Source organism: Tabrizicola oligotrophica (genome assembly GCF_011008935.1).
In the GTDB taxonomy this organism is placed as follows: domain Bacteria; phylum Pseudomonadota; class Alphaproteobacteria; order Rhodobacterales; family Rhodobacteraceae; genus Tabrizicola_A; species Tabrizicola_A oligotrophica.
Genome location: NZ_JAAIVJ010000001.1, coordinates 500,520 through 524,610 on the forward strand (window position 1 = coordinate 500,520; position 24,091 = coordinate 524,610).

The 24,091-nt window shown below is 67.0% G+C and carries 20 protein-coding genes; 2 read left to right on the top strand and 18 right to left on the bottom strand.

What is annotated here, in order from left to right:
* Nucleotides 1-102 precede the first annotated feature (102 nt).
* Entirely contained in the window at nt 103-456 is a 354-nt protein-coding gene (locus tag G4Z14_RS02475) for a RidA family protein (RefSeq protein ID WP_164623152.1), read from the top strand.
* A gap of 68 nt (nt 457-524) precedes the next feature.
* Here G4Z14_RS02475 and G4Z14_RS02480 read toward each other — a convergent pair whose 3' ends face one another.
* The 15 genes from G4Z14_RS02480 to G4Z14_RS02545 all read right to left on the bottom strand — a co-directional run bounded on the left by G4Z14_RS02480 (nt 525) and on the right by G4Z14_RS02545 (nt 18,418).
* Nucleotides 525-2,516 (bottom strand): acyltransferase family protein, encoded by a 1,992-nt coding sequence (locus G4Z14_RS02480; RefSeq protein WP_164623153.1) that lies wholly within the window; start codon nt 2,514-2,516, stop codon nt 525-527.
* A 44-nt stretch (nt 2,517-2,560) separates the two neighbouring features.
* A complete protein-coding gene (locus G4Z14_RS19060) occupies nt 2,561-2,689 on the bottom strand; it encodes a hypothetical protein (protein ID WP_265331843.1) in 129 nt (42 codons plus the stop codon).
* Nucleotides 2,690-2,706: 17 nt separating this feature from the next.
* Entirely contained in the window at nt 2,707-4,230 is a 1,524-nt protein-coding gene (locus tag G4Z14_RS02485; protein WP_164623154.1) for a M10 family metallopeptidase C-terminal domain-containing protein, read from the bottom strand.
* 346 nt (nt 4,231-4,576) lie between these two features.
* Nucleotides 4,577-6,181, bottom strand: coding sequence for a glucose-6-phosphate isomerase (gene pgi, locus G4Z14_RS02490; protein ID WP_164623155.1), 1,605 nt, complete (start codon nt 6,179-6,181; stop codon nt 4,577-4,579).
* Between the two features lie 3 nt (nt 6,182-6,184).
* Nucleotides 6,185-6,856 carry a 6-phosphogluconolactonase gene (gene pgl, locus G4Z14_RS02495; protein ID WP_164623156.1) on the bottom strand — a complete coding sequence of 224 codons (672 nt, stop codon included), beginning with the start codon at nt 6,854-6,856 and terminating at the stop codon, nt 6,185-6,187.
* 15 nt (nt 6,857-6,871) lie between these two features.
* Nucleotides 6,872-8,329 carry a glucose-6-phosphate dehydrogenase gene (zwf, locus tag G4Z14_RS02500; RefSeq protein WP_164623157.1) on the bottom strand — a complete coding sequence of 486 codons (1,458 nt, stop codon included), beginning with the start codon at nt 8,327-8,329 and terminating at the stop codon, nt 6,872-6,874.
* Nucleotides 8,330-8,452: 123 nt separating this feature from the next.
* A complete protein-coding gene (locus G4Z14_RS02505) occupies nt 8,453-9,142 on the bottom strand; it encodes an MgtC/SapB family protein (protein ID WP_164623158.1) in 690 nt (229 codons plus the stop codon).
* A 130-nt stretch (nt 9,143-9,272) separates the two neighbouring features.
* Nucleotides 9,273-9,857: an HNH endonuclease gene (locus G4Z14_RS02510; protein ID WP_164623159.1), complete on the bottom strand. Its 585-nt coding sequence runs from the start codon at nt 9,855-9,857 to the stop codon at nt 9,273-9,275.
* Nucleotides 9,858-10,017: 160 nt separating this feature from the next.
* Nucleotides 10,018-10,806: an FAD binding domain-containing protein gene (locus tag G4Z14_RS02515; RefSeq protein ID WP_164623160.1), complete on the bottom strand. Its 789-nt coding sequence runs from the start codon at nt 10,804-10,806 to the stop codon at nt 10,018-10,020.
* Nucleotides 10,807-10,820: 14 nt separating this feature from the next.
* A complete protein-coding gene (locus tag G4Z14_RS02520) occupies nt 10,821-13,196 on the bottom strand; it encodes a xanthine dehydrogenase family protein molybdopterin-binding subunit (protein WP_164623161.1) in 2,376 nt (791 codons plus the stop codon).
* Nucleotides 13,197-13,207: 11 nt separating this feature from the next.
* The gene (locus G4Z14_RS02525; protein ID WP_164623162.1) at nt 13,208-13,684 is read right to left on the bottom strand and encodes a (2Fe-2S)-binding protein; all 477 of its coding nucleotides are present in this window, start codon (nt 13,682-13,684) and stop codon (nt 13,208-13,210) included.
* Nucleotides 13,685-13,733: 49 nt separating this feature from the next.
* On the bottom strand, nt 13,734-14,255 hold the full coding sequence (locus tag G4Z14_RS02530) for a CoxG family protein (RefSeq protein ID WP_164623163.1): 522 nt from the start codon (nt 14,253-14,255) through the stop codon (nt 13,734-13,736).
* A 50-nt stretch (nt 14,256-14,305) separates the two neighbouring features.
* Nucleotides 14,306-16,582, bottom strand: a complete 2,277-nt coding sequence (locus G4Z14_RS02535; RefSeq protein ID WP_164623164.1) for a PAS-domain containing protein — start codon at nt 16,580-16,582, stop codon at nt 14,306-14,308.
* On the bottom strand, nt 16,579-17,697 hold the full coding sequence (locus G4Z14_RS02540) for an FIST N-terminal domain-containing protein (RefSeq protein WP_164623165.1): 1,119 nt from the start codon (nt 17,695-17,697) through the stop codon (nt 16,579-16,581). The genes G4Z14_RS02535 and G4Z14_RS02540 overlap by 4 nt, the downstream gene beginning before the upstream one ends.
* A 49-nt stretch (nt 17,698-17,746) precedes the next feature.
* Nucleotides 17,747-18,418, bottom strand: a complete 672-nt coding sequence (locus G4Z14_RS02545; protein WP_164623166.1) for a response regulator transcription factor — start codon at nt 18,416-18,418, stop codon at nt 17,747-17,749.
* A gap of 150 nt (nt 18,419-18,568) precedes the next feature.
* On the opposite strand from G4Z14_RS02545, the gene G4Z14_RS02550 reads away from it, so the two are divergent.
* Nucleotides 18,569-19,027, top strand: a complete 459-nt coding sequence (locus tag G4Z14_RS02550) for a lytic transglycosylase domain-containing protein (RefSeq protein ID WP_164623167.1) — start codon at nt 18,569-18,571, stop codon at nt 19,025-19,027.
* Nucleotides 19,028-19,031: 4 nt separating this feature from the next.
* Here the strand turns inward: G4Z14_RS02550 and G4Z14_RS02555 are convergent, their stop codons facing one another.
* The 3 genes from G4Z14_RS02555 to glgA are packed head-to-tail and all read right to left on the bottom strand — an operon-like array spanning nt 19,032 to nt 24,063.
* A complete protein-coding gene (locus tag G4Z14_RS02555) occupies nt 19,032-20,660 on the bottom strand; it encodes an alpha-D-glucose phosphate-specific phosphoglucomutase (RefSeq protein WP_164623168.1) in 1,629 nt (542 codons plus the stop codon).
* Between the two features lie 8 nt (nt 20,661-20,668).
* Nucleotides 20,669-22,642: a glycogen debranching protein GlgX gene (gene glgX, locus G4Z14_RS02560; RefSeq protein WP_164623169.1), complete on the bottom strand. Its 1,974-nt coding sequence runs from the start codon at nt 22,640-22,642 to the stop codon at nt 20,669-20,671.
* Entirely contained in the window at nt 22,642-24,063 is a 1,422-nt protein-coding gene (glgA, locus tag G4Z14_RS02565; protein ID WP_164623170.1) for a glycogen synthase GlgA, read from the bottom strand. The genes glgX and glgA overlap by 1 nt, the downstream gene beginning before the upstream one ends.
* Nucleotides 24,064-24,091 lie beyond the last annotated feature (28 nt).

Below are 24,091 nucleotides of genomic sequence, written 5' to 3' on the forward strand. Positions count from 1 at the left end.
GAAAGCTTGCGCATCGTCTGGACCACCGGCAACCGGCTTTCCTTTTCGCCCCCCGCAGGCTAGCAAAGCCCATCCATCCGCTTAACCCAATGGAGCATCCCCATGGCGAATGAAATCAAGCGTATCGGCGTCGGCGCCCGCATGTCGGAAGCGGTCTGCTGCAACGGCATCGTCTGGCTGGCCGGTCAGGTCGGCAACCCGGGCGACAGCGTCGAGGCACAGACCCGCACCTGTCTGGCCGAAGTCGACCGCATCCTGGCCGAGGCCGGCACCGACAAGACCCGCATCCTGTCGACGCAGATCTGGCTGGCCGACATCTCGACCTTTGCCGAGATGAACAAGGTCTGGGACGCCTGGGTTCCCGCCGGCCACACCCCGGCGCGTGCCACCGGCGAGGCAAAGCTCGCCACGCCCGACTACAAGGTCGAGGTCATCGTCACCGCCGCGCTGAAATAAGCGCCAAGCGCCGGGGCAGAGCAGCGGCCATCGCTTCGGCGCTGCTCTGCCCGTCCCGCGGGCCTTCGTCACAGCCCGTTGATTGCCTGCATCACCGCCTGGGCCACCAGCGCAGAGCCTTCTGCGGACAGGTGGTTGTTGTCGGCGTAGAAACTGACGCCACCGTCATTGAGGGCGCAGGTCTGGCCGTCACAGAACAGATCGCGCGGCCTGACCCGCAGCACATTCGGGCCTCTGACACCGTCCAGCATGGTCTCCACCGCGGCGGCCCGGCGCTCGGCGAGGTCTTGCGGCAGGCTCAACCGTTGCGGGAAGTTGCCGAACATGCCCATTCGGGCAAGCCGCCCCGGCACATCCCATCCCGCCTCGGGGACCGGATAGATCAGCACAACCCGGTGGGTCCGTGCCAACTCGGATATGCCCTTCGCCATGAGCTTCAGGACTTCCGCGCGGCGTTCCGCGTCGTCAAGGGTCGCCTCCAGCATCGGCAACGGCATGGCAACCCGGCTTGCGCCGGGTTCAACGCCGCCCAGTCCGTTGTCAAACCGCGCGCCTTCCAGATAGACCGGCCAGCGCAGCGCAAGCACGATGACGCTGTCCTTCGGACGTTCGGTCATATCCGCCATGCCAGCGCGCGCGAAAGCATCGCAAGACAGGGCCCGCGGGTCGTCTTTGACCGCCAGCCCCGGCAGGGCCGGACAGCCCCCTTGAGTGGCCACATAGCCCGCCCGTCCTGCCGCCATCAGCTCTCGCCGCAGGCTGCCCCACATCATTGCCGCGTGGCTGTCTCCGTAGAGGTAGACCAGCGGCGCGCGCCCTGCGAGGCTGCAGGCGGACACCGGATGCTGCGGCACCTCACCAGCCTGATTGGCATCACAGCGCCCGCGCCACGGGTTGAAGATCTGGGCCGACGACACCCCCGCCACCTCGGACGTGACGCGACCTGGCAGGCCGTCGGCGGCGTAGAGGCCGAGACCCGCCAGAAAGACCGCTACGCTGCCTGCCGCCGAGGCCCACAACGCGCGGGCACGCCCGGCAAGCCACGCCACTTTGCGGTGCCGGACCGGCTCCTCGATCAGGGCCCAGGACACTGCGGCAACGGCGATCGACAGGGCCGCCAGACCCAGATGCAGCGCCAATTGGACGCGCGGACCCAAGGGATCAATCTGCCGCGCTTCTGCCAGTGCCAGCAGCGGCTGATGCCAGAGATAAGCGGAATAGCTGATCAGACCCAGCCCGACTGCGGGGCGCGACGTCAGCAGAACCCGCCCATATCGCCCGGCGCCGAAGCGCAGGATCAATCCGGCGCCAAGTGCAGCAACCACCGGCCCCACACCGGGAAACAGCGATGCCTCCGACCCCGAGGTGAGCACCATCGCCGCCAGAACCAGCAGGAGGCCGGCATCGCCGGGCAGGGCTTTCGGCGGAAGTGCCCCGGATGGCAGGGCCAGCACAGCCCCAAGCAGCAGTTCCCAGGCCCGAGCCGCCGGAAAGTAGAATACCTGCTCGGGATAGGGGCCAACCGCCCAGACTGCAAACCCCAGGCTCAGGGCCAGAAGACCAGTCAACACCGGCAGCACGGGCAGACGCCACCGCAACAGCCCGGCCAGCAGCAGCGGAAACACCAGATAGAACTGCTCTTCCACCGCGAGCGACCAGGTGTGCAGGAGCGGATGGGCCTCTGCCGCATTGGCAAAATATCCCGTCTGCGTCATGAACCAGAGGTTTGACAGGAAAGCCCCGGTCAGGCCCAGGCTTGCGCCATAGTCGGCAAGATCCTGCGGCGGCAACCACAGCAAGGCCATGGCAGTCGTGACCGCCAGCATGACGAACAGGGCCGGCAAGATGCGACGCGCCCGGCGTTCGTAGAAGGCCAGCAACGAAATGCCGCCTGCGCGATGCGCTTCGATGAGCAGGCCGGTGATGAGATAGCCCGAGATGACGAAGAACACATCCACGCCCAGCCAGCCCCCCGGAAGCAGCGGCAATCCGGCGTGAAACAGGATCACGGGCAGCACCGCAACCGCGCGCAGCCCATCGATATCCCGCCGATGATCCATGGCCCGTTCCCTCAGGTTTGGTTCTGTCCTAAGGGGCCGGGAGATCAATGTCCATCAAGGCACCGCAGACAGGCCGCCAGCGCCACTGTCGAGCCGTCCTTGCCCTCGGTCCCCGCCTTGTTCACCAGCGTGGTTGCGGGGTTCAGCCGCTTCAGCCTGTCCGCAAGATGCACCCGGCCCCGCCCCGCAGCTAAAGGACGAAATCTGCTGCAGTCAGCGTCAGGCTGCCGGTCAGGTTGATCCGCATGTCGGCGCTGCCGTTGCCATCGACATCGACAAGCACCGTGGTCTGGCTGGCCCCCGTCGTCACCCTGAGGCTGGCCGTGCCGCCCCCGACAAAGGCCGCGGCGCCCTGAAACACCAGCGGCGCGGCCGCAAGCGCAGCGAGGTTGATCAGGTCCACCCCGCTGACGAAATCTCCAATCACGTCGGCCTGATTGGAGTTCGGACTTTCCATCGGCGCCTGGAACAGGAACACATCGAACCCCAACCCGCCAATGAGCCGATCCTTGCCCAGATCGCCAAGGAGCGTGTCGTCGCCCGCCCCGCCCGCAAGCGTGTCGGCCCCGCTGCCCCCCGAAAGTGAATCGTCGCCAAGCTGGCCGCTGACACTGTCATTGCCCGCGTCGCCGGACAGGCTGTCGTCTCCGGCATTGCCGCTTACCCGGTCGTCGCCGTCGCCGCCCTGCGCGCTGTCATCGCCCGAGCCGCCCCAGATCGTATCGGCATCAAGACCGCCGGCCAGCACGTCATTGTCAGCGCCGCCGTCGATGAAATCGAGCCCGATGTCGCCCGACAACGAATCGATCCCGCCGTGGCCGACAAGAATATCGCCGCTGTCTCCGCCGAAGAGTTCGTCACCCTGGGCCCCGCCGACCAGACGGTCAGCGCCGATCTCGCCATAGACAGCGCCAGTCACAAGCCCGGCTTCCCCGGAGCGCAACTCGTCATCGCCGGCGCCCAGCATGACCGTGCCATTGATGAGACCGTGGTTGCGCAGAAACGAGTTGGCACTGCTGCTCAGGGTGACATCCCCATTGATGACCCCAAAGTTCTCGACCCGGTCCGAGAGGCTCGCCTCGGAGTAGATCGCCAGCACCGGAGCCAGAATCTCGCCGTAGTTCCGCAAGGCGAATGTCGCGCTGCCACTACCGAACCAGACCGCGGCCGAGGTGGTTTCGGGCGCAAGGCCGTGGGACCGGATCGTGCCGGTGTTCACGACATCGGCCGTGGTGACGTGATACAAGGCCAGAGCCGCTTCGTAAAACTCGCCCTTCGCCAAAGTCTCGATCGTGCCGGAATTGGCCACGCTCACGGTCTCCGCATCGAACAGGAAGACCGCGCCACAGTTGTAGCCCGTAATGGTGCCGGCATTGCTTAGGGTGATCCGGTTGCCGTCAAAGACGGAGGCGTCCGTGTTCGAGCCAAGGTAGACGGCGTAGTCATTCAAGGCCGCGACGGCCCCGGTCTCGCCGATCGCCACTTCATAGCTGAAGCCGGTCGTGACCGTGGCATCGAGCCGCAGGCCGTAGTAAGTCCCATAGACCGTTCCGTCCACCTGAACGGCCATGGCGGCATGGTTGATAAAGATCCCCCGATCTGAGGCGATCACATCGATATCGGTGTCGATGATGACAATGTCGCCGCTTGTAACATTCAAATCCGTAATGCCATCGGATACGCCGGTAATGTCAGTGGTCGGAAAATACGGCATGGCTCACTCCCGCTTTGCCAAGGTTGCACCCCTGCCCCATACTCGACGTGAAGCCCCTGCCGTGGCTCTGGGGCAGCGGAGGCCGATGGCAGGGAGGAAAGTCATGCTGCCGCATCGCCCGACTGGCTGCGGCGGGCCAAAGGGCAGGCTGAATGGTCCACGAAAGGCCAGTCCTCGCCCGATGCGGACAGGGCCGCGACGGGTTGTCGAGAGGCAAACGCAGACCCGGCAAGCCATGGCGCAGACCCGAGAGGCAGATGATGAACAGGCTGTAGGCAGCAGCGGCACCAGTCATGATCGGCGCCGGCCGGGAGTCAAGAAAAATGCACCGGCCTGGCCGGCGGCCTTACCCCCGCAGGAAGGCCACCAGCGCCGCGGTGGAGCCGTCCTTGCCGGCGGTGCCGGTCTTGCCCTCCAGCACCGGTTGCAGCGCCAGCGCCAGTTCCTTGCCCAGTTCCACCCCCCATTGGTCATAGGAGTTCAGCCCAAGGATCACGCCCTCGACAAAGACCCGGTGTTCATAAAGCGCGATGATCTGGCCCAGCGTGAAGGGTGTCAGTTGCGCATAGGCCAGCGTCGTCGAGGGGCGGTTGCCGGGAAAGACCCGGTGGCGGGCCTGCCGCTCCAGCTCGGCCCCGGTCGCGCCCTTTTTCGCCATGATCGCGCGGGCCTCGTCAAGGCTGCGGCCGCGCATCAGGGCCTCGGATTGCGCCAGGCAATTCGACACCAGAAGCAGGTGCTGATGGGCAAGACCGGGCTCATGGCCTTGTTTGGCCACGAGGAACTCACACGGCACGATGCGGGTGCCCTGATGGATCAGCTGGTAAAAGGCGTGCTGGCCATTGGTGCCCGGTTCGCCCCAGACCACCGGGCCGGAATGGGTGGGCAGGTCGTTGCCGTCCACCGCCACGCGCTTGCCGTTGCTCTCCATCTCAAGCTGTTGCAGATAGGCCGGCAGCCGCGACAGGCGCTGGTCATAGGGCAGGACGGCGCGCGTGGCGTGGCCGCAGATCTGGTTGTGCCAGATGCCGACAAGGGCCAGCAGCACCGGCAGGTTCCGGCCGAAATCGGCGGTCAGGAAATGGCGGTCCATCGCCCGGCCGCCGGCGAGAAACTCATCGAACGCCTCGGGGCCAATGGCGATCATCAAGGACAGGCCAATCGGCCCCCACATCGAATAGCGCCCGCCGACCCAATCCTCAAACCCGAAAACTCGGTCCGGATCAATGCCATAGGCGGCAGTCTTGTCGGCCGCGGTCGAGACGGCGGCAAACTGGGCGCCGGGGTTCGCCACCTTGCCGGCCATCCAGGCCTTCGCGGTGTCGGCATTGGTCATCGTTTCGATGGTGGTGAAAGTCTTGGAGGCAACGATCACCAGCGTGGTTTCCGGATCCAGCCCCTTCAGCGTGTCGGCGACATGCGCGCCATCGACGTTCGAAACATAATGCAGCCGCGGCCCGTCGTGAAACGGCGCCAGCGCCAGCGTCGCCATGGCCGGGCCAAGGTCCGACCCGCCGATGCCGATGTTCACCACATCGGTGATCGGCCCGCCCTGCCCCGTGACGCGGCCCTGCCGCACGTCCTCGGCAAAGGCCGCCATGCGGGCGCGGGTGGCGCGGATTTCGGGCAGCACGTCGGCGCCGTCAACCCGGATCTCCTCGCCCTCGCCCGCGCGAAGCGCCACATGCAGCACCGCGCGGCCCTCGGTGTCGTTGATCTTGTCGCCGGCAAACATCGCGGCGCGCTTTTCCGCCACGCCCGACACCCGTGCCAGATCCAGCAGCAGCGCCAAGGCCCGGTCGTCGAGGCCAGTCTTGGAATAGTCGAACAGCATGCCGTCCGCACGGGCCGAAAACCGCGTCGCGCGGTCGGGGTCGGCGGCGAAAAGGTCAAGAATGCGGGGCGCGCCCGCGGCGTGATGGTCTTGCAGACCCTGCCATTTGTTGTCCAAGGCTTACTCCGCCCAATGCACGGTTGCGTTGTCGAGAACGGCCCGGATCGGGGCCTGTTCGGCGGACAGGTGGCGGGCGCGTTCCAGCGCTGCCCGTTTCTCTGCCCCGGTGATGAGAATATGGATGTTCATCGCATCGCACAGCACGCGGGCGGTCAGGGTGATGCGCGGCTCGCCCGCCGCCTCGGCCCTGAGCGCCATCAGGACCGGCGCATCGGGGGCCAGCGCCTGCGCCAGCCGGTCGGCACCGGGAAACAGGCTGGCGGTGTGCATGTCCGCCCCCATGCCCAGGAGCAGGACCGAAATCGGCAGATGCGGCCGGATGCCGTCCGACAGCGCCTCCAGCATCTCTTCGGGCGCCTCTGCCGGGGCATAGAGCGGCACCAGATGCGCCCGGTGCGCCGGGCCGCGCAGCAGCCTTTCGCGCAACAGCCGGGTGTTCGACCGCGGGCTATCCTCGGACACCCAGCGCTCGTCATTCAGAAAGACGGCGATCTGGTCCCAGGGCAATTCGGTGCCCGAGAGCGTGTCGAACACCGGCCCCGGCGTCGTACCACCGGGCACGGAGAACGAGGCCCGCCCATGTTGGCGCACCGCATCGGCCAGTTGGGCCGCGATGTCATTGGCAAGCGACAGGAACAGAAGCTCGCGGTCAGGGTATTCGATCAGCTTCATGCCAGCCTCCCCCTTCTATTCGCGGATATCCCGCCAGCGCCGCCCGTCGCGGTGCATCAGCATCAGGGCATCTTCCGGCCCCGACGATCCGGCATCGTAAAGCTGCGGCCGGTCGCCGCGGGTCTCCCAGCCCTGAATGATCGGATCGGCCCAGGCCCAGGCAGCCTCGACCTCGTCGCCGCGCATGAACAGGGTCTGGTTGCCGCGGATCACGTCCATGATGAGCCGCTCATAGGCGTCCGGCACGTCATCAAGATCGGCGCCCACGGTTTCGGCAAAAGACATGTCCAGAGGCACCTGCATCAGGCGCATGCCGCCCGGACCGGGTTCCTTGATCATCACCATCAGGTTCATGCCTTCATTCGGCTGCAACCGGATCACCAGCACATTCTCGCGCCAACCGCGCTCGTCGTCAAAGATCGAATGCGGCGGTTCCTTGAAGGTGATGGCAATTTCCGACGACCGGGCGCGCAGCTTCTTGCCGGTGCGCAGATAGAACGGCGTGCCCTTCCAGCGCCAGTTCGAGATATGCGCCTTCAGCGCGATATAGCTTTCGGTGCGGCTCTCGGGGTTTTCGGCATGGTCGGCATAGCTGTCGCCGGCCTTGCCATTGGCGCGATACTGGCCGCGCACGATGTCTTCGGGCGCGACCGGGTCCAGCGCCCGGATCACCTTCAGCTTTTCGTCCCGCACCGCATCGGGGTCGAAGTGATAGGGCGGTTCCATGGCGATCAGGCACAGAAGCTGCATCAGGTGGTTCTGCACCATGTCCCGCATCGCGCCCGACTTGTCGTAATAGGCGCCACGCCCCGAGACATCGACAGTCTCGGCCACGGTGATCTGCACATGGTCGATGTATTCGGCCTTCCACAAGGGCTCGAACAGGATGTTGGCAAAGCGCACCGCCATCAGGTTCTGCACGGTTTCCTTGCCGAGATAATGGTCGATCCGGTAGATCTGGTGTTCGTCGAAATGTTGCGCCAGCACGGCGTTCAGCGCCCGGGCGGTTTCCAGATCGCGGCCGAAGGGCTTTTCGACCACGATGCGCGACTGCGCGTCGGCGATGGCATGGGCGTGCAGCCGTTCGGCCAGATCGCCGAAGAGCGCCGGCGCGACCGAGAAGTAGAAGGCCCGCACGACATCGGCCCGCATCAGGGCCTTCAGCTGCGGCCAGCCGCCCTCGCCTTTGGCGTCGATGGCCACATAGCGGATATGCTTGAGGAATTCGGCAAGGCTCGCCTCGTCGCGGCGGGCGGCTGGGGTGAATTCCTCCACCGCCTCGCGGACGAAGGCGCGAAAGCTTTCCTCCGTCAGATCGGCGCGGGCGGCACCGATGATCCGTCCGGCATCGGTCATCTGGCCGGCCTGAAAGCGCCGGTAGAGCCCCGGCAGGATCTTGCGGCGGGCGAGATCGCCGGTTCCGCCGAAGATCACCAGATCGAAGGGGTCAACGGGTATGACGCGAGGGGCCATGGCGGTGTCCTGCCTGTTGTTGCCTGAGATATGTTAGCGCTAACGGCGACCTTTTACCCCCGTAATCCCGCAATGTCTAGCATTGCTTGCCGCCATCTCAAATGCCGCGCGCGCCTGACGCGATCAGACCTCGTCCACCGCCACCCAGCGCAGGCGGCGGATGCCGGGCTCGGCACCCAGCCGCGCAATGGCCTGCTCCATCGCGGCATCCGTCACCCCCTCGCCCTGCACCACCGCGCCAAGCGTCACCTCGCCCTCGCCCATGGTGGCGGAAAGCTCTGACAGGTGCAGCCCGTGCAGGGGCAGATGCCGCAGCAGCAGCGCCCGCATGGCCGCCTCCTCGGCGGCGGCGCAGGTCAGGTCGACGCGAAAGGCGCGGCCGATCTGCACCCCGGCTTTGGTGTGCTTTTTCAGGAACTTGACCAGCGGGCGCAGGCCAAGGTTCACGAAGACCACGCCGGCCGTGAGCAAGAGCGCATATTCCCAGGCCCCGATCCCCGCCACCAGCCCCACCGCCGCCGCGCACCACAGCGTCGCGGCGGTGTTCAGCCCGTGGACGTTGAAGCCATCGCGAAAGATGATGCCAGCGCCGAGAAAGCCGATGCCCGACACCACCTGCGCGGCAACCCGGGTCGGCGAGACCTCGTTCGGCACCAGTTGCGAAAAGATCACGAAGGCCGCGGCGCCAAGGGCGACAAGGGCATTGGTCCGCAGACCCGCCATGCGCTGGCGCACCTGCCGCTCGGAGCCGATCACCGCCCCGCAAGACAGCGCGATGCCAAGGTTCAGGGCCGCCATTTCGATCGGGACCATGCGATGCCTCCTGTCAAAGCCCGCAAGGAAGCATGAGGGCGGCCGAAAGGAAAGCCCCTCTTCGTCGCGCATCGGCAAGGCGGGGACGAGACGCCGGAGGTGCCCGCAGGCAAACCGGGAAATCCCCGGCTCAGGCTTCCAGCTCGGCGTCCCAATAGAGGTAGTCCATCCAGCTTTCATGCAGGTGGTTCGGCGGGAAGCGCCGGCCGTGGCCCTGCATCTCTTCCGCCGTGGGCGCGCGCGGCGGGCGGCGCAGCGCCAGCCCGGATTGCCGCAGCGACCGCGAGCCCTTGCGCAGGTTGCAGGGGCTGCAGGCCGCCACGACGTTTTCCCACGAGGTGATGCCGCCCTTGGCCCGCGGCACTACATGGTCAAAGGTCAGATCGCCCTTCGAGCCGCAGTACTGGCAGCAGAACTCGTCCCTGAGAAAAAGATTAAAGCGCGTGAAGGCCACGCGCTTTTGGGGTTTGACGAAATCCTTCAGCACCACGACGGAAGGTATGCGGAACTCCTGCCTCTGGCTTCGCACCACATGGTCGTATTCGGCGACGATCTGCACCCGGTCCAGCACGGCGGCCTTGATCGCCTCCTGCCAGGGCCAGAGCGACAGGGGATAATAGGACAGCGGGCGATAATCGGCATTCAGCACCAGCGCCGGAAAGTGCTTCAGCGCCGCCGGGTCGCGCACGAACTGGGTTCTGAAATTGCCGTCCATATTCCGAGGTGTCCCCGTCTTATCGGCATTCCTGCCTAGAACTATATCTTGGGTTTGTTTGAAGGCAAGGCCCAGATATGCGGCATGTTGCCGGGACTGCGTGACGCGCGCATGACAAAGGCCCCGGATTGCCCGGGGCCCTGGCCAGAATTTCAGCCTCTCAGCCTGCGGCGCTGACGGCGCGGCCGGTCAGCACCTTGACCAGATTGGCGCGATAGGCCGCCGTGCCGTGCAGGTCGGTGATCATGTCGCTGTCATCCACGCCCAACCCTTGCAGCGCGTCGGCGGTGAAGGATTTCGCCAGCGCGGCCTCTGCCTCGGCCCAGCGGAACACACCGTTGTTCGACGCTCCCGTCACCGCAACCCGCACGCCGCCGGCGAATTTCGCCACGAACACCCCGGTCAGGGCAAAGCGGCTGGCGGGCTGGTTGAACTTCACATAGGCCGCCTTTTCAGGGATCGGGAAGGCGACGGAAGTGACGAACTCGCCCTCCTCCAGCGCGGTCGAGAACATGCCCTGAAAGAAGTCGTCCGCCGCGATCCTGCGCTTCGATGTCACCACCGTCGCGCCCGAGGCCAGCACCGCCGCAGGATAGCAGGCCGAAGGATCGTTATTGGCGATCGAGCCGCCGATGGTGCCGCGGTTGCGCACCGCCGGGTCGCCGATGCCGCCCGCCAGAGCGGCAAGCGCCGGAAAGACCCGCGCCGCCTCGGCCGCCACCACCGCATGCGGCGTCGCCGCCCCGACGGTCAGCGTACCGGCCGCCACCGACAGGCCCTTCATCTCGGCAATCCCGGTCAGCGACACCAGAACTGACGGCGCCGCCAGCCGCTGCTTCATGGTGGGCATCAGGGTCTGGCCGCCCGACAGCGCCTGCGCGCCCTCGCCGCCCAGCAGTCTTGCCGCCTCGACAATCGAGGAAGGCTTCACGAATTCGAAGTCAAACATGGCTTGTCCCTCCCTCAGCCGTTGATCGCCTGCCACACCCGGCCGGGCGAGACGGGCATGTCGATATGGGCAATCTTGTGCCCGCCGCTGTGCAGCGCATCCAGAACCGCGTTGACCACCGCCGGCGGCGAGCCGATGGCGCCGGCCTCGCCGCAACCCTTCACGCCCAGAACATTGTGGGTGCAGGCGGTCTGGCAGGAATAGTCGACGTTGTAGAACGGCACGTCGCCGGCGCGGGGCATGGCGTAATCCATGTACGATCCGGTCAGAAGCTGGCCGTTCTCGTCATAGGTCGTGCTTTCCAGCAGCGCCTGCCCGATGCCCTGCCCCACGCCGCCATGCACCTGCCCCTCGACGATCATCGGGTTCATGACATTGCCGAAGTCGTCGGCGCAGTGGAAGGCCACCACATCCACCTTGCCGGTGCCCTCGTCCACCTCGACCTCGCAGATATAGGCGCCGGCGGGATAGGTGAAGTTGGCCGGGTCGTAGAAGGCGGTTTCCTCCAGCCCCGGCTCCAGCGTCTCAAGCGGGTAGTTGTGCGGGACATAGGCCGAGAAGGCGATCTCGCCAAAGGTCTTGGCCTTGTCGGTGCCGGCGACCGAGAACTTGCCGTCCTCGAAGGTGATGTCGCCTTCGGCTGCCTCCAGCATATGCGCGGCGATCTTCTTGCCCTTGGCGACGATCTTGTCGATGGCCTTGGTCATCGCCACCCCGCAGACCGCCAAGCTGCGCGAGCCGTATGAGCCCATGCCGAACGGGATCTTCGAGGTGTCGCCATGCACGATTTCCACCGAGGATTCGGGGATGCCGAGCTTTTCGGCGGCAATCTGTGCAAAGACCGTCTCGTGGCCCTGCCCGTGGCTATGGGCCCCGACCATGACAGAGATGTTCCCGGTCGCATTCACCCGCACCGTCGCCGCGTCATAAAGCCCGACGCGGGCGCCAAGGATGCCGACCAGATTGGAGGGCGCGATGCCGCAGGCCTCGATCCAGGTCGACAGCCCCATGCCGCGCAGCTTGCCGCGCGCCGCGCTGTCGGCCCGGCGCTTGGCAAAGCCCGCGACGTCGGCCATTTCCATCGCCTTGTCCAAGGTGGCGTGGTAGTTGCCGGTGTCATAGACCAGCCCGACCGGGGTGGTGTAGGGGAACATGTCTGTGGTCAGGAAGTTCTTGCGACGCACTTCGAACGGGTCAAGGCCGAGTTCGCGGCACATCTTGTCGATCACCCGCTCAAGGCTATAGGTCGCCTCAGGCCGGCCTGCGCCGCGGTAGGCGTCGACCGGGGCGGTGTTGGTGAACACCGTCTTCACGTTCACATAGACATGCGGCACCTTGTAGGGGCCGGCCATCAGCGTGCCGTGCAGGAAGGTCGGGGTCACGGTCGCGAAGTTCGACAGGTATGCGCCGACGTTGGCCATGGTCTCGGTGCGGAAGGCGAGGAAGTTGCCTTCCTTGTCGCAGGCCAGTTCGATCTTCGTCACATGGTCGCGGCCATGGGCATCCGACAGGAAGCTTTCCGAGCGTTCCGCCGTCCAGCGCACCGGACGGGCAAGTTTCTTCGCCGCCGCCAACACCAGCGCCTCTTCGCCGTAGTGGTAGATCTTCGAGCCAAACCCGCCGCCCACATCCGGGGCCACAACCGTCAGCTTGTTTTCGGGAATGCCCAGCACGAAGGCCGCGACCAGAAGCCGGGTCAGGTGGGGGTTCTGGCTGGTGGTGGTCAGCTTGTAATCGCCGGTGCCGGGGAAATACTCGCCAATCGAGGCGCGCGGCTCCATCGCGTTCGGCACCAGCCGGTTGTTCACCAGTTCCAGCGTGGTGACGTGCGGGGCCGACTTGAAGGCGGCGTCGACGGCGGCGCGGTTGTCCTCGATCCAGCCCCAGTCATAGCACTGGTTGTCGGGAATCTCGTCATGGACGCGGTTCGAGCTGTCGGCCAAGGCGGCGCGCATGTCGACGATGGCCGGCAGTTCTTCAATGTCGGTATCGTCGGAAATCTGCTGGGCGGCGTCCTTGGCCTGTTGATAGGTTTCCGCAATCACCGCAGCATAGGCGTCACCGACATGGCGCACCTTGCCATGGGCAAGCACCGGGCGCTTGGGCTCGTGCATCGGCGTGCCGTCGCGGCTGTTGATGAGCCAACCGGCCGGGTTGCCGCCGACATCCTTGAAATCCTCGCCGGTGAAGATCGCCAGCACCCCCGGCATCTTCGACGCCGCCTCGGTGCCGACCGACCTTATCCGGCCATGGGCGACGGTGGAGCGGACAAAGACCGCGTAGGTCTGGCCGTGCAGCGCCATGTCATCGGTGTAAACTCCGCGCCCGGTCAGGAAGCGGACATCTTCGCGGCGCTTCGAGGACGCGCCAATTCCGTAATCCTTCGGCATCTGATCCCCCCTCATTCCGCCGCGACCGGCTGGCCGGATGCGGTCAGAACGGCTTTGACAATGTTGTGATACCCGGTGCAGCGGCAGATGTTGCCTTCAAGATGGTGGCGCACCTCGGCCTCGGTCGGGTTCGGGTTGTCCGCCAGCAGGGCGGCCGACGACATCACCATGCCGGGCGTGCAGAAGCCGCATTGCAGCCCGTGATGGTCCTGAAACGCCTGTTGCAGCGTGCCCAGAGAGCCATCCGCATTGGCCATGCCCTCAATGGTTTTGACCGACGATCCCGCCACGTCCTGCGCAAAGACGGTGCAGCTTTTCACCGGCTTGCCGTCGACATGCACCACGCAGGCGCCGCATTGGCTGGTGTCGCAACCGACATGGGTGCCGGTCAGGCCAAGGCCTTCGCGCAGGAACTGCACCAGCAGCGTCCGGCCCTCGACCTCGCCCGAGACGGGTTTGCCGTTCACGGTCATACTGACTTGCGTCATGGGTTTCCTCCCTTGGAAATTCCTGGGTAGTCGTGGTGTCTGGTTGGGTTCAGGCGCCAAGCAGGCGCTTGAACCAGCCCTTCTTCGGGGCCTCGTCGGGGCTTGCAGCCGCCTCTTCGTCGGCCGCATCAGGGCCCTCCAAGGCGTCCTGGAACCGGGTGAAAAACTCGTCGGCCATCTTCTTGGCAAAGCCGTCGATCAGCCGGCTGCCAAGCTGGGCGATCTTGCCACCGACTGCGGCCTCGACCTCATAGGCGAGTTCCGTGCCGCCCGGGACCGGCGCAAGGCGCACCTTGGCGCCGCCCTTGGCAAAGCCCGCCGCCCCGCCCTTGCCTTCGCCCGTGATGGTCACGGCGCGGCCCGGCTCGATGCCCGACAGCTTGACAACCCCAGTGAAGGTGGCGCTCACCGGGCCGATCTTCTGTTTGACGGTGGCCTCGAAACCGTCTTCCACGCTGCCGGACATCGCTTCGCAACCCGGCACGCACAGCTTCAGGACTTCAGGGTTCAGGATGGCCGCCCAGACGGTTTCCGGGCTGGCCTTGATGGTTTTCACATCGGACAGTTGCATTGGCTGGCTCCTCACTCCGGGACCAGACTAGGGCGTGCCCAAATGCCGCGCTATTCTCCCTTGGTCGTAGTCGCAGGCAGGGGCGCCGGCGGGGTTTGGGCCAGAAAGGCGCGCAGCGCGTCGGCCTCGACCGGCTTCATCATGAAGCCCACCCCGGCGGCGCCGGCGGCCTGTCGCAGCCCCTCGCCCCGGTCGGCCGAGATCAGCCGGGCCGGCAGGCCGGGCGCGCGGGCCTGCAGGTGGCAAAGCAGATCCAGCCCTGTCATCGCCTCGCCCAGACCGTGATCGGCAATCACCGCGTCGGGCAGGATGCCGAGATCGTCAAGCAGCGCCAGCGCCTCTTCGCCGCTGGCCGCCTCGATCACCGCGACCCCCCACTTTTCCAAAAGCAGCACCATGGCGCGGCGCAGTTCGGCGTCGTTTTCGACCAGCAGCACGATGCGCCCCTCGACCGGGCCGACGGCGGAGCTGCCTTGCGACAGCGGTTCCGGGGCAAGCCCCGCGTCGGCCAGCGGCACCTGCAGCATGAACACCGTGCCATGGCCGGGGCGCGACGACAGGCCCAGCGGATGCCCCAAGAGCGCCGATGCGCGGTCGACGATGGCAAGTCCCAGCCCCAACCCCTCCGAAGCCGAGGCCCGCGCCGCAACCCTGTGGAACTCCTTGAAGATGTTGTCCTGCTCCTCCTCGGGAATGCCGGGGCCGGTGTCCCAGACCTCCAGCCGCAGCATCCGGCCGCGCGGTCGGGCGGCGACCAGAATCCGGCCCCGTTCGGTATAACGCACCGCATTGCCGATCAGGTTTTGCAGGATGCGGCGCAGGTATCCAGGGTCGGAAAGCACCACCGCCTCGCAGGGACGGAAGGTCAGGCGCAGCCCCTTGGCGGCGGCCATCGGGGCGAATTCCTCCGCCAGTTGCCCCAAAAGCCGGCCCATGCGCACCGGCGCCACAGTGACGGCGGCCTTGCCGGATTCAAGGCGGGAGATATCGAGAAGCGCTGCAAGGATGCCCTCGACCGACACCAGCGCATTCTGCGCCTTGGCCAGCGCCTCGGCCACCGGCGCGGGCACTCCGGTTTCCGGCACCGACGAGAGAAACAGCTTGGCCGCCGACAAGGGCTGCAGCAGATCGTGGCTTGCCGCCGCCACAAAGCGCGAGCGGCTCGCATTGGCGCGTTCGGCCTGCGCCAGCGCGTCCTCAAGATCCAGCGTGCGTTCGACCACGCGGGCCTCCAGCGTCTCTTTGGCGCGCGCCATGTCCTCGACCGCCCGGCGCTCGGCGGTGACATCGGTGAAGGAAAACAGAAAGCCCTTGTCCGGCTTGGTCTGGTCCGACTTGTTCTGGTCCGGCTTGGTCTGGTCCGGCATCTCCTGCGCGAACACGTCCAGGATCAGCCCCGGATCGCGGCGCAGCTCGAAACTCAGCGGCGAGCGGCCCTTGCGGCCATCGACCCAGGTCGCAAGCCGGTCCGCCGTCATCGCCTCGCCAAAGCGGAACTGCCGGGCGAGATCGTCGAACAGCGTGTCGAACTCGGCCCCGACCCGCATCCGCACCATGGGCAGCGCCAGCAGCACCCCCAGCCGGGTGTTCCAGCCCACCAGCCGCCGCCCGGCGTCGAAGATCGCCACCCCCTGATTTATATGGTCAAGCGTGGCCCGCACCAGCCGCTCCTGATCGTCCAGAAGCCGGCCCCGCTCTTGCCGCTCCAGCCGGATCAGGTCGGTCACGTCGGTCTGCAACACCACCGTGCCGCCATCCGCCGTGCGGTGTTCGCTGACCTGCACCCAATGGTCCCGGCGCATCCGCACATTGACGATCACATGCTGGTCCATGTGCCGGCGCAGCCGCTGCACCGCCCAGTTCCCCGGCGTCTCGCCCTCGGGCAGATCGAGATCGGCGGAGCGGCTGACCAGATCGACATAGGCGGCAAAGCTCAGGCCCGGGGCCAGATGCGGGCGCACGTCCGCCAGATGCACGCAGAACCGGCTGTTCGACATCACCAGCACATCGTCGGGGCCGAATAGCGCAAAACCCTCCTGCACGGTTTCGATCGCATCGGCGAGGTTCTGGCGCGCGCGTTCGGTTTCGCGGTTAGCGTCTTCCAGCGCGGCGTTCGAGGCGTTCAGCAGGTCCAGCGCGCGTTCCAGCTCGCGCGTGCGCTCGCGCACCTGATCTTCCAGCATGGCGGCGCGCTGAAACTGGGCATAGGCCGCGCCGCCGTCATCGGTGATCTGCTCCACCCGGCGCATCAGCACCCGCGAGATCGCCAGAAGCTTCTCGATCTGGCGGGCGGGCGGATCGGCGGGGTTGAGGATGGTGTCGGTCATGGGCTGTCCGGCGGATAGATCGCCACCCCGGTCATGGTCTGGTTGACATGCATCGAATTGACCTGCTCGCCATAGGTGGAAAAACCGACGACCCCATGCGCGCGCAGCAGCGCCGACAACTCGCCCGTCTTCTGTTTTTCCAGCGCCTCGAGCCGCCGCAGGATGCAGTCGCAGGCCAGAATCGCCGGGGCCGGCCCCTGCCCTTGCAGCGCCGCCAGCGCGTCGGCCAGATGCGCCGCCATGTCCTGCGGCTCGGCCAAGGTCAGCACCACGCCCTCGTCAATAGCCGAAAAGAACACCAGATCGCCATTGGCATCGACCTGCTGGATGGCGCGGACATGGTGGGTGCCGCCGATGCGCACCACGACCGGATGGGCGGCAAAGGTGAAGGTGGTCAGCTGGCCGGGGTCCTTGCCCAGAATGCGGGCATATTCCCGCGCCGCCGGCTCGGCATTGATCCCGCGCACGATGCGCCGCGCCGGATCGGCCTCGGTCACCACCATGCGGGCCTCGGTCGGGCGCAGGTGGTCAAGGCTGAACACCCGGACCCGCGCCGCCGTGCGCACCAGCGTCACGACGGCGGCGTTTTGCAGGATCTCGCCCCGATGCAGGATGAAGGTCGCCTGAAACCGCGTGCCATCGCCCGCTGAACCGCCAAAAAGCGGCACTGGCCCAAGACCGCGGGCAAGGGCCGAAGTCAGTTCATCCTCGCGCACCGACAGCCCGTCGACCATCAGGAAGGCGAACTCGCCCTCCCAGCCGGGCCGGGCGCGGGCCAGGGCCTGCCGGTCGCGGATGAGCTGGCCGATCAGGGCCTGCGCCTCGATCCGGCCAAGGTCGGGAATCAGCATCGGCGCCGCCGCGAACAGGCGCGACGGCAGCGCCACGGCGACGATCTCGCCCTCGGCATAGCCCGCGCCGGTGATCTCGCCCGCCGTGGTGCAGCCGATGACCGGGGTGGCCCCGAAGGCCGCGGGCAGGCTGTGGGCAAGGCCCGCAAGATCGGCCTCGGGCGAGACGAAGAGAAAGACGCAGGCAAACGGCCCCGGTCCAAGCCTGCGCGCCAGGGCCGCCGCCGCATTCGGGCTGCGGGCCGCCACCGATGCGCGCGGCATCAGATCAAGACTGCCGATTTCCTCCACTCAAGGCCCTCCCAAGCCCGGATCAACCCTCCGGCACCATGGCCGAGAACCGCGCCTCCTTGGCCATCAGCACCGCCTGCGTCCGGCTCAGAACCCCAAGCTTGCGCATGATCGCCGTGACATGCGCCTTCACCGTGGTTTCGGCAATCGCCAGTTCAAAGGCAATCTGCTTGTTCAGCTTGCCCTCGCAGATCAGTTGCAGGATGCGCGCCTGCTGGCGGGTGAGCAAGCCCAGCCGGGCAATCGCCTCTTCGCTGGCGCTGGCCTCGCCCTCGGCCTGCATGCCGTCGGGCAGGTAGGCGCGGCCCTCGCGCACCGCCTCCAGCGCCGCGCGATAGGTGTCGCGGTGGGCGTGTTTCGGCACGAAGCCCGCCGCCCCCGCCCGCAGTGCCGCCCGCACGATGCGCGGATCGGCCATGGACGACACCACCAGCACCGGCACCTCCGGCACCGCCAGCCGCAGCCGCACCAGCCCGTCCAGCCCGTCGACATCGGGCAAGTTCAGGTCCAGCACCACCAGATCGGGCCTGACCCCGGCATCCAGCCGCCGCGTCGCCTCCTCCAGCGACCCCGCAGTCTCCACCGTCTGCAACCCGGCAAGCACCTTCAGCGTCATGGCAAGGGCGTCGCAAAACAGCGGGTGATCGTCCACGATCATCGCGCGCATCAGGGTTCGGCTCTGGACATCCGGCATCGGCAGACCTCGCTTGCTGCGCCAAGGCTAGCACCAAAGGCCAAGGCCAATCCATCCCGGCGAAAGTCGCATTCCGCCGATGCCGCACCCCGCCCCTTTCGCAAGCCCGCCCGGCCCGCTATCACCGGGAAAAACTCAGGAGCCTTGCCCATGCTGTCCCGTCGCGCCGCGCTGATCCTGCCCTTCGTGCTTGCCGCCTGCGGCGGGCGCAGGTCCGACTCGGCCCCAAGCCGCAGCGCCATGGCCCCCGGTGCAACTCCGGAAATGCGGGCGCTGGTGCGCAAATGGGCCGGCATCCACCAGATCCCCGAAAGCCTGCTGCACCGCCAGATCCAGCGCGAAAGCGGCTACAACCCGGCGGCCCGCAATGGCCCCTATTACGGGCTGTTGCAGATCCTGCCGCAAACCGCGCGCACCATGGGCTATGACGGCGCCCCCGAGGGGCTCTTGGATGCCGAAACCAACCTGCGCTACGCCGGGAAATACCTGCGCGGCGCGTGGCTGGTGTCGGGCGGCAGCGAGGACAAGGCGATGATGTGGTATGCCAAGGGCTATTACTACGAGGCCAAGCGCAAGGGGCTCTTGCGGGAAACCGGCCTGAAGGCCTGAGCCGTCAGGTCACCACGTCGGGCCGGTCGCGCCCGGTAAAGCCCGAAATCCGCGCCAGCGATTCGGCGGCCCGGATCACCGGGGCAAGCGCCTCTTGCGGGTCGAGCGTCAACCCCTCCGGTCCCGGCGCATAGCGCTCCAGATAAAGCCGCAGCGTCGCGCCCTCGGTTCCCGTGCCGGAGAGCCGCATCACGAAGCGCGAGCCGCCCGCGAAGATCACCCGCACGCCCTGCCCCGTCGACACCGAGCCGTCGACCGGATCGGTATAGGCGAAATCATCCGCCGCCTCGATCTGCATGCCTTCGACCGTCCGCCCCGGCAGCGCCGCAAGTTGCCCCCGCAGCGCGGCCATCATGGAATCGGCCTTCTCCACCGGGATCGCCTCGAAATCATGGCGGCTGTAGTAGTTGCGGCCAAAGCGCGCCCAATGCTCGGCAAGGATCGTCGCCACCGACTGCCGGCGCGCTGCCAGAATGTTCAGCCACAACAGCACCGCCCAGAGCCCGTCCTTCTCGCGGACATGGTCGCTGCCGGTGCCGAAGCTTTCCTCGCCACAGAGCGTGGCGCGGCCCGCATCCATCAGATTGCCGAAGAATTTCCACCCCGTCGGGGTTTCGAAATGCGCTATCCCCAAGGCCGCCGCCACCCGGTCCGCCGCCGCCGAAGTGGGCATCGAGCGCGCCACCCCCGCCAGCCCCTGCGCATAACCGGGTGCGAGATGGGCATTGGCCGCCAGCACTGCCAGACTGTCGGAGGGCGAGACATAGATGCCGCGCCCCACCACCATGTTGCGATCGCCGTCGCCATCCGAGGCCGCGCCGAAATCGGGGGCCTCCGGTCCCATCATCTCGTCCATCAGCGCCTTGGCCCAGGTCGGGTTCGGGTCGGGGTGCATGCCGCCAAAGTCGGGCAAGGGCGTGGCGTTGACCACGGTTCCCTTTGCTGCGCCCAGCCGGTTTTCAAGGATTTCCACCGCATAGGGGCCGGTCACGGCGCACATGCTGTCCATCCGCATGGCAAAGCCGCCCTGAAACATCGCCCGGATTGCCGGAAAGTCGAAAAGGCTTTCCATCAGCGCGGCGTAATCGGCCACCGGATCCACCACATCGACCGCCATCGCGCCGATCTCCTGCCGGCCAAGGCGGGACAGATCAATGTCCTGCCCCTCCCAGATGCGGTATTCCGTGATCTCGGTGGTGCGGCGATACATCGCCTCGGTGACGGCTTCGGGTGCAGGGCCACCGTTCGGCATGTTGAACTTCACCCCGAAATCCTCATGCGGGCCGCCGGGGTTGTGGCTGGCCGACAGGATGATGCCGCCATCGGTCTTGTTCAGCCGGATCAGATGGCTGGCCGCCGGAGTTGACAGGATCGCCCCTTGCCCGACAATCACCCGCGCCGCGCCGTTTGCCGCCGCCATCCGCAAGATCACCTGCGCCGCGCGGTCGTTGAAATAGCGCCCGTCGCCACCAAGGACAAAGGTCTTGCCCGCCGTGCCCACCACGTCGAAAATCGACTGGACAAAATTCTCCAGATAATGCGGCCCCATGAACACCGGGGTTTTCTTGCGCAGACCGCTGGTGCCGGGCTTCTGGCCCGCGATCGGTTGGGTCGGATGGATGCGCTCAGTCATGGCGGACCTCAGGGTTGGGGTTCAAGGACGAAAACAGATTGGCCGGGAAGGTCAAGCGCGCCGTGATGCAGGGCCGGCGCAAGGTCGGGATCGGCCGAGGACAGGATCAGCGTCCAGCCCGGCGCGGTGTCGGGCAGGGTCAGGCGGCAGGGGCCGCCGGCATTGAACACGCAGTAAAGCGCGCCCGCGCCGCCGTCGCCCGCGCGCAGCTCCAGCCCGAGACAGGCCAGATCGCCGCGCCAGTCCTCCGGCCCCGGCACTGCGCCATCGGCCCGGCGCCAGATGACATTGGCCAGACCGTCCGGCCGCACCTCGCCATGCAGAAACCGGGTCTGGCGCAGCACCGGATGGGCCGCGCGCAGGGCCGTCAGCCGGGCGATGAACCGCGCGAGGCCGCGCTCGCCCGCCCAGTTGACCCATGTCGTCTCGTTGTCCTGCGCATAGGCGTTGTTGTTGCCGCGCTGGCTGTGGCCAAGCTCATCACCCGCCAGCAGCAGCGGCGTGCCCTGCGCCAGCATGAGCGTCGCCAGCATGGCCCGTTTGCGGCGGGCGCGAGCGTCAAGCACGCCGGGCTCGGCGCTCGGCCCCTCGACCCCAAGATTGTCGGACTGGTTTTCGTGATGGCCGTCGCGGTTCATCTCGCCATTGGACATATTGCGCTTTTGTCTATACGAAACCACATCTTCCAGCGTGAATCCGTCATGCGCAGTCAGGTAATTCACCGAAGCCTGCGGCGCGCGGCGGGAATGATCGAACTGCCCGGCGCTGCCCAGAAGCCGCTCGGCCAGATCGGCCGCCATGCCGGCATCGCCGCGCCAGAACTTGCGCACCCCGTCGCGGAAGCGGTCGTTCCATTCGACGAACCGCCCGGGAAACTGCCCCAGCCGATAGCCGCCGGGGCCAAGGTCCCAAGGCTCGGCGATCAGCTTGACGCGGGCCAGCACCGGATCCTGCATCAGGGCGGCGAAGAACGGCGCGTTCGGATCGAAGCCATGCCCGGCCCGGCCCAGAACCGGCGCAAGGTCAAAGCGGAAGCCGTCGACGTGGACCTCTTCGACCCAGTAACGCAAACTGTCCATCACCAGCCGCAGCACCGCCGGATGGCTGAGGTTCAGCGTGTTGCCGGTGCCGGCGTCGTTCAGGTCATGGCCCCCCGCCAGCCGGTAATAGCTGGCATTGTCCAGCCCGCGCAGGCTGAGCGTCGGACCAAAGGCATCCCCCTCGCCGGTGTGGTTGTAGACCACATCCAGCACCACCTCGATCCCGCCGGCATGCAGCGCCTTCACCGCCGATTTCAGGTCGGTCAGACTGCCATGGCGGCTTTCAGCGGCAAAAAAGCCGATGGAGTTGTAGCCCCAGTGGTTCACCAGACCGCGTTCGGTGACAAAGCGGTCGTCGATGTAGGCATGGACCGGCAAAAGCTCCAGCGTGGTGACGCCAAGGTCTTGCAGGTGCTGGATAATCGCCGGATGGCCAAGGGCGCGGTAGCTGCCGCGATCGGCCTCGGGGATGGCCGGGTGCAGCCGGGTCAGCGCCTTGACATGGGCCTCGTAGATCACGGTTTCGGCCAGCGGCACGCAGCGCGCGCGGTCCGCGCCCCAGTCAAAGGCGCCGTCCGTCACCACCGACCAATGACCCAGCCCGGCGCTGTCGGCCGGCCCCGCCAGATCGGGATGCCAGCGCATGCGGCCGGTGATCTCGCGGGCATAGGGGTCGATCAGCAGCTTGGCCGGGTTGAACCGGTGGCCGCGCGCCGGCTCCCACGGGCCATGGGCGCGAAAGCCATAGCGGGCGCCCGCACCAAGACCGGCGACATGGACATGCCAGATATCCCCGCTGCGCGCGGTGATCGGCAACGGCGCCTGCCCGTCAAGGCACAGCTCCAGCGCCGTGGCATGGGCGGAGAACACCGCGAAATTCACCCCGGCGCCGTCGATCGTCGCCCCCATCGGATAGGGGCGACCTGCCGTCACCCGGTCCATCACCCGGCCATCCCGGCGTAAAGCCCGGCATAGGCGGCGGCCGAGCCCTGCCAGCCGACCGGCTGGCGCATCGCGGCCTTTTGCACGGATGTCCAGACCTTTGCGTCGCGGTAGAGCGCCCCCAGCCGCGCCAGAGCCTGCGCAAGGGCCAGCGCGTCGACCGGCTGGAACACCACCCCCGTCGCCGCGCCCGAGGCCAGCGCGGCGGGCGAGACGTTGATGACCGTATCGGCCAGCCCGCCCACGCTGGAGACCACCGGAACAGTGCCGAAGCGCAGGCCATACATCTGGGTCAGACCGCAAGGCTCGAACCGCGAGGGCACCAGCACCGCGTCGCCCCCGGCAAACATCCGGTGGCTCAGCGCCTCGTCATAGCCGATGCGCACCGCGACCCGCCCCGGATGGGCCACAGCCAGCCCGCGCATGGCCGCCTCAAGCCCCGCATCGCCCGACCCCAGCACCACCAGCCCGCCGCCGGCCGCGACAAAGCCGGGAATGGCGGCGGGCAACAGGTCGATCCCCTTCTGGTCGGTCAGCCGGCTGACCAGAATCGCCAAGGGCCCCGGCACCTCCAGCCCGAACTCGGCGCAAAGCGCCGCCCGGTTCAGGGCCTTGCCCTTCAACTTGCCCACCGAATAGGGATGCGCCGCCGCCTCGGGCGACCAGAGCGCCTCGTCCACGCCGTTGAGAATGCCCGACACCACCCCGGCACGCGCCGCGATCACGCCTTGCAGGCCCATGCCGAACTCGGGCCGCATCAGCTCGGCGGCATAGTTGGGCGAGACGGTGGTGATGCGGTCCGCCGTCACGAGGCCGGCCTTGAGCGTCGAGAGATTGCCGTAATATTCCAGCGCCCCGGGGTGGAACTCGGCAGCGGGCAGGCGAAGATCGGTCAGGGCACTGGCCGGCGCCCAGCCCTGAAAGGCGATGTTGTGGATGGTCAACACTGACGTTACCCCGCCCGCGCCGTGATAGCGCAGATAGGCCGGCGCCAGCCCCGCCTGCCAGTCATGGGCGTGCAGCACATCGGGTTTCCAGCCCGCCACCCCCTCCCGCGCCATGCGGGCCGCGACCCAGCTCAGCGCGGCAAAGCGCTGGACATTGTCGGCCCAGTCGCCGCCATGCCCGGCATAGGGCCCGCCATCGCGGTCGAACAGGTGGGCTGCATCCAGCAGATAGACCGACAGGCCGTCGAGCTGGCCATGAAACACCCGGCCCGTGCCACCCCACAACTCCGGCTCCTCCAGAACCGGCGTCATGGCTTTCAGCCGCCCGCGCAGGGACTTGTAGGCCGGCAGCAGCACCCGCATCTCCCAGCCCTGCCCGGTCAGCGCCGCCGGCAGCGCGCCCACCACATCGGCGAGGCCGCCGGTTTTCACCAGCGGCACGCATTCCGAGGCAACTGACAGAACCCGGCCCATCGCGGCCCTCCCTTCCTGACGCCCGATC

Excerpts from the sequence above, each read along its gene's own strand:
- G4Z14_RS02510 (WP_164623159.1), bottom strand. The coding sequence starts at position 9,857 with ATGGACGGCAATTTCAGAACCCAGTTCGTGCGCGACCCGGCGGCGCTG.
- pgl (WP_164623156.1), bottom strand. The coding sequence starts at position 6,856 with ATGAAGCTGATCGAATACCCTGACCGCGAGCTTCTGTTCCTGTCGCTT.
- G4Z14_RS02535 (WP_164623164.1), bottom strand. The coding sequence starts at position 16,582 with ATGACCGACACCATCCTCAACCCCGCCGATCCGCCCGCCCGCCAGATC.
- G4Z14_RS02540 (WP_164623165.1), bottom strand. The coding sequence starts at position 17,697 with ATGCCGCGCGCATCGGTGGCGGCCCGCAGCCCGAATGCGGCGGCGGCC.
- G4Z14_RS02485 (WP_164623154.1), bottom strand. The coding sequence starts at position 4,230 with ATGCCGTATTTTCCGACCACTGACATTACCGGCGTATCCGATGGCATT.
- G4Z14_RS02555 (WP_164623168.1), bottom strand. The coding sequence starts at position 20,660 with ATGACTGAGCGCATCCATCCGACCCAACCGATCGCGGGCCAGAAGCCC.
- G4Z14_RS02530 (WP_164623163.1), bottom strand. The coding sequence starts at position 14,255 with ATGCAACTGTCCGATGTGAAAACCATCAAGGCCAGCCCGGAAACCGTC.
- G4Z14_RS02520 (WP_164623161.1), bottom strand. The coding sequence starts at position 13,196 with ATGCCGAAGGATTACGGAATTGGCGCGTCCTCGAAGCGCCGCGAAGAT.
- G4Z14_RS02525 (WP_164623162.1), bottom strand. The coding sequence starts at position 13,684 with ATGACGCAAGTCAGTATGACCGTGAACGGCAAACCCGTCTCGGGCGAG.
- glgX (WP_164623169.1), bottom strand. The coding sequence starts at position 22,642 with ATGGACCGGGTGACGGCAGGTCGCCCCTATCCGATGGGGGCGACGATC.
- G4Z14_RS02550 (WP_164623167.1), top strand. The coding sequence starts at position 18,569 with ATGCTGTCCCGTCGCGCCGCGCTGATCCTGCCCTTCGTGCTTGCCGCC.
- G4Z14_RS02480 (WP_164623153.1), bottom strand. The coding sequence starts at position 2,516 with ATGGATCATCGGCGGGATATCGATGGGCTGCGCGCGGTTGCGGTGCTG.
- G4Z14_RS02515 (WP_164623160.1), bottom strand. The coding sequence starts at position 10,806 with ATGTTTGACTTCGAATTCGTGAAGCCTTCCTCGATTGTCGAGGCGGCA.
- G4Z14_RS02475 (WP_164623152.1), top strand. The coding sequence starts at position 103 with ATGGCGAATGAAATCAAGCGTATCGGCGTCGGCGCCCGCATGTCGGAA.
- zwf (WP_164623157.1), bottom strand. The coding sequence starts at position 8,329 with ATGGCCCCTCGCGTCATACCCGTTGACCCCTTCGATCTGGTGATCTTC.
- G4Z14_RS02545 (WP_164623166.1), bottom strand. The coding sequence starts at position 18,418 with ATGCCGGATGTCCAGAGCCGAACCCTGATGCGCGCGATGATCGTGGAC.
- glgA (WP_164623170.1), bottom strand. The coding sequence starts at position 24,063 with ATGGGCCGGGTTCTGTCAGTTGCCTCGGAATGCGTGCCGCTGGTGAAA.
- G4Z14_RS02505 (WP_164623158.1), bottom strand. The coding sequence starts at position 9,142 with ATGGTCCCGATCGAAATGGCGGCCCTGAACCTTGGCATCGCGCTGTCT.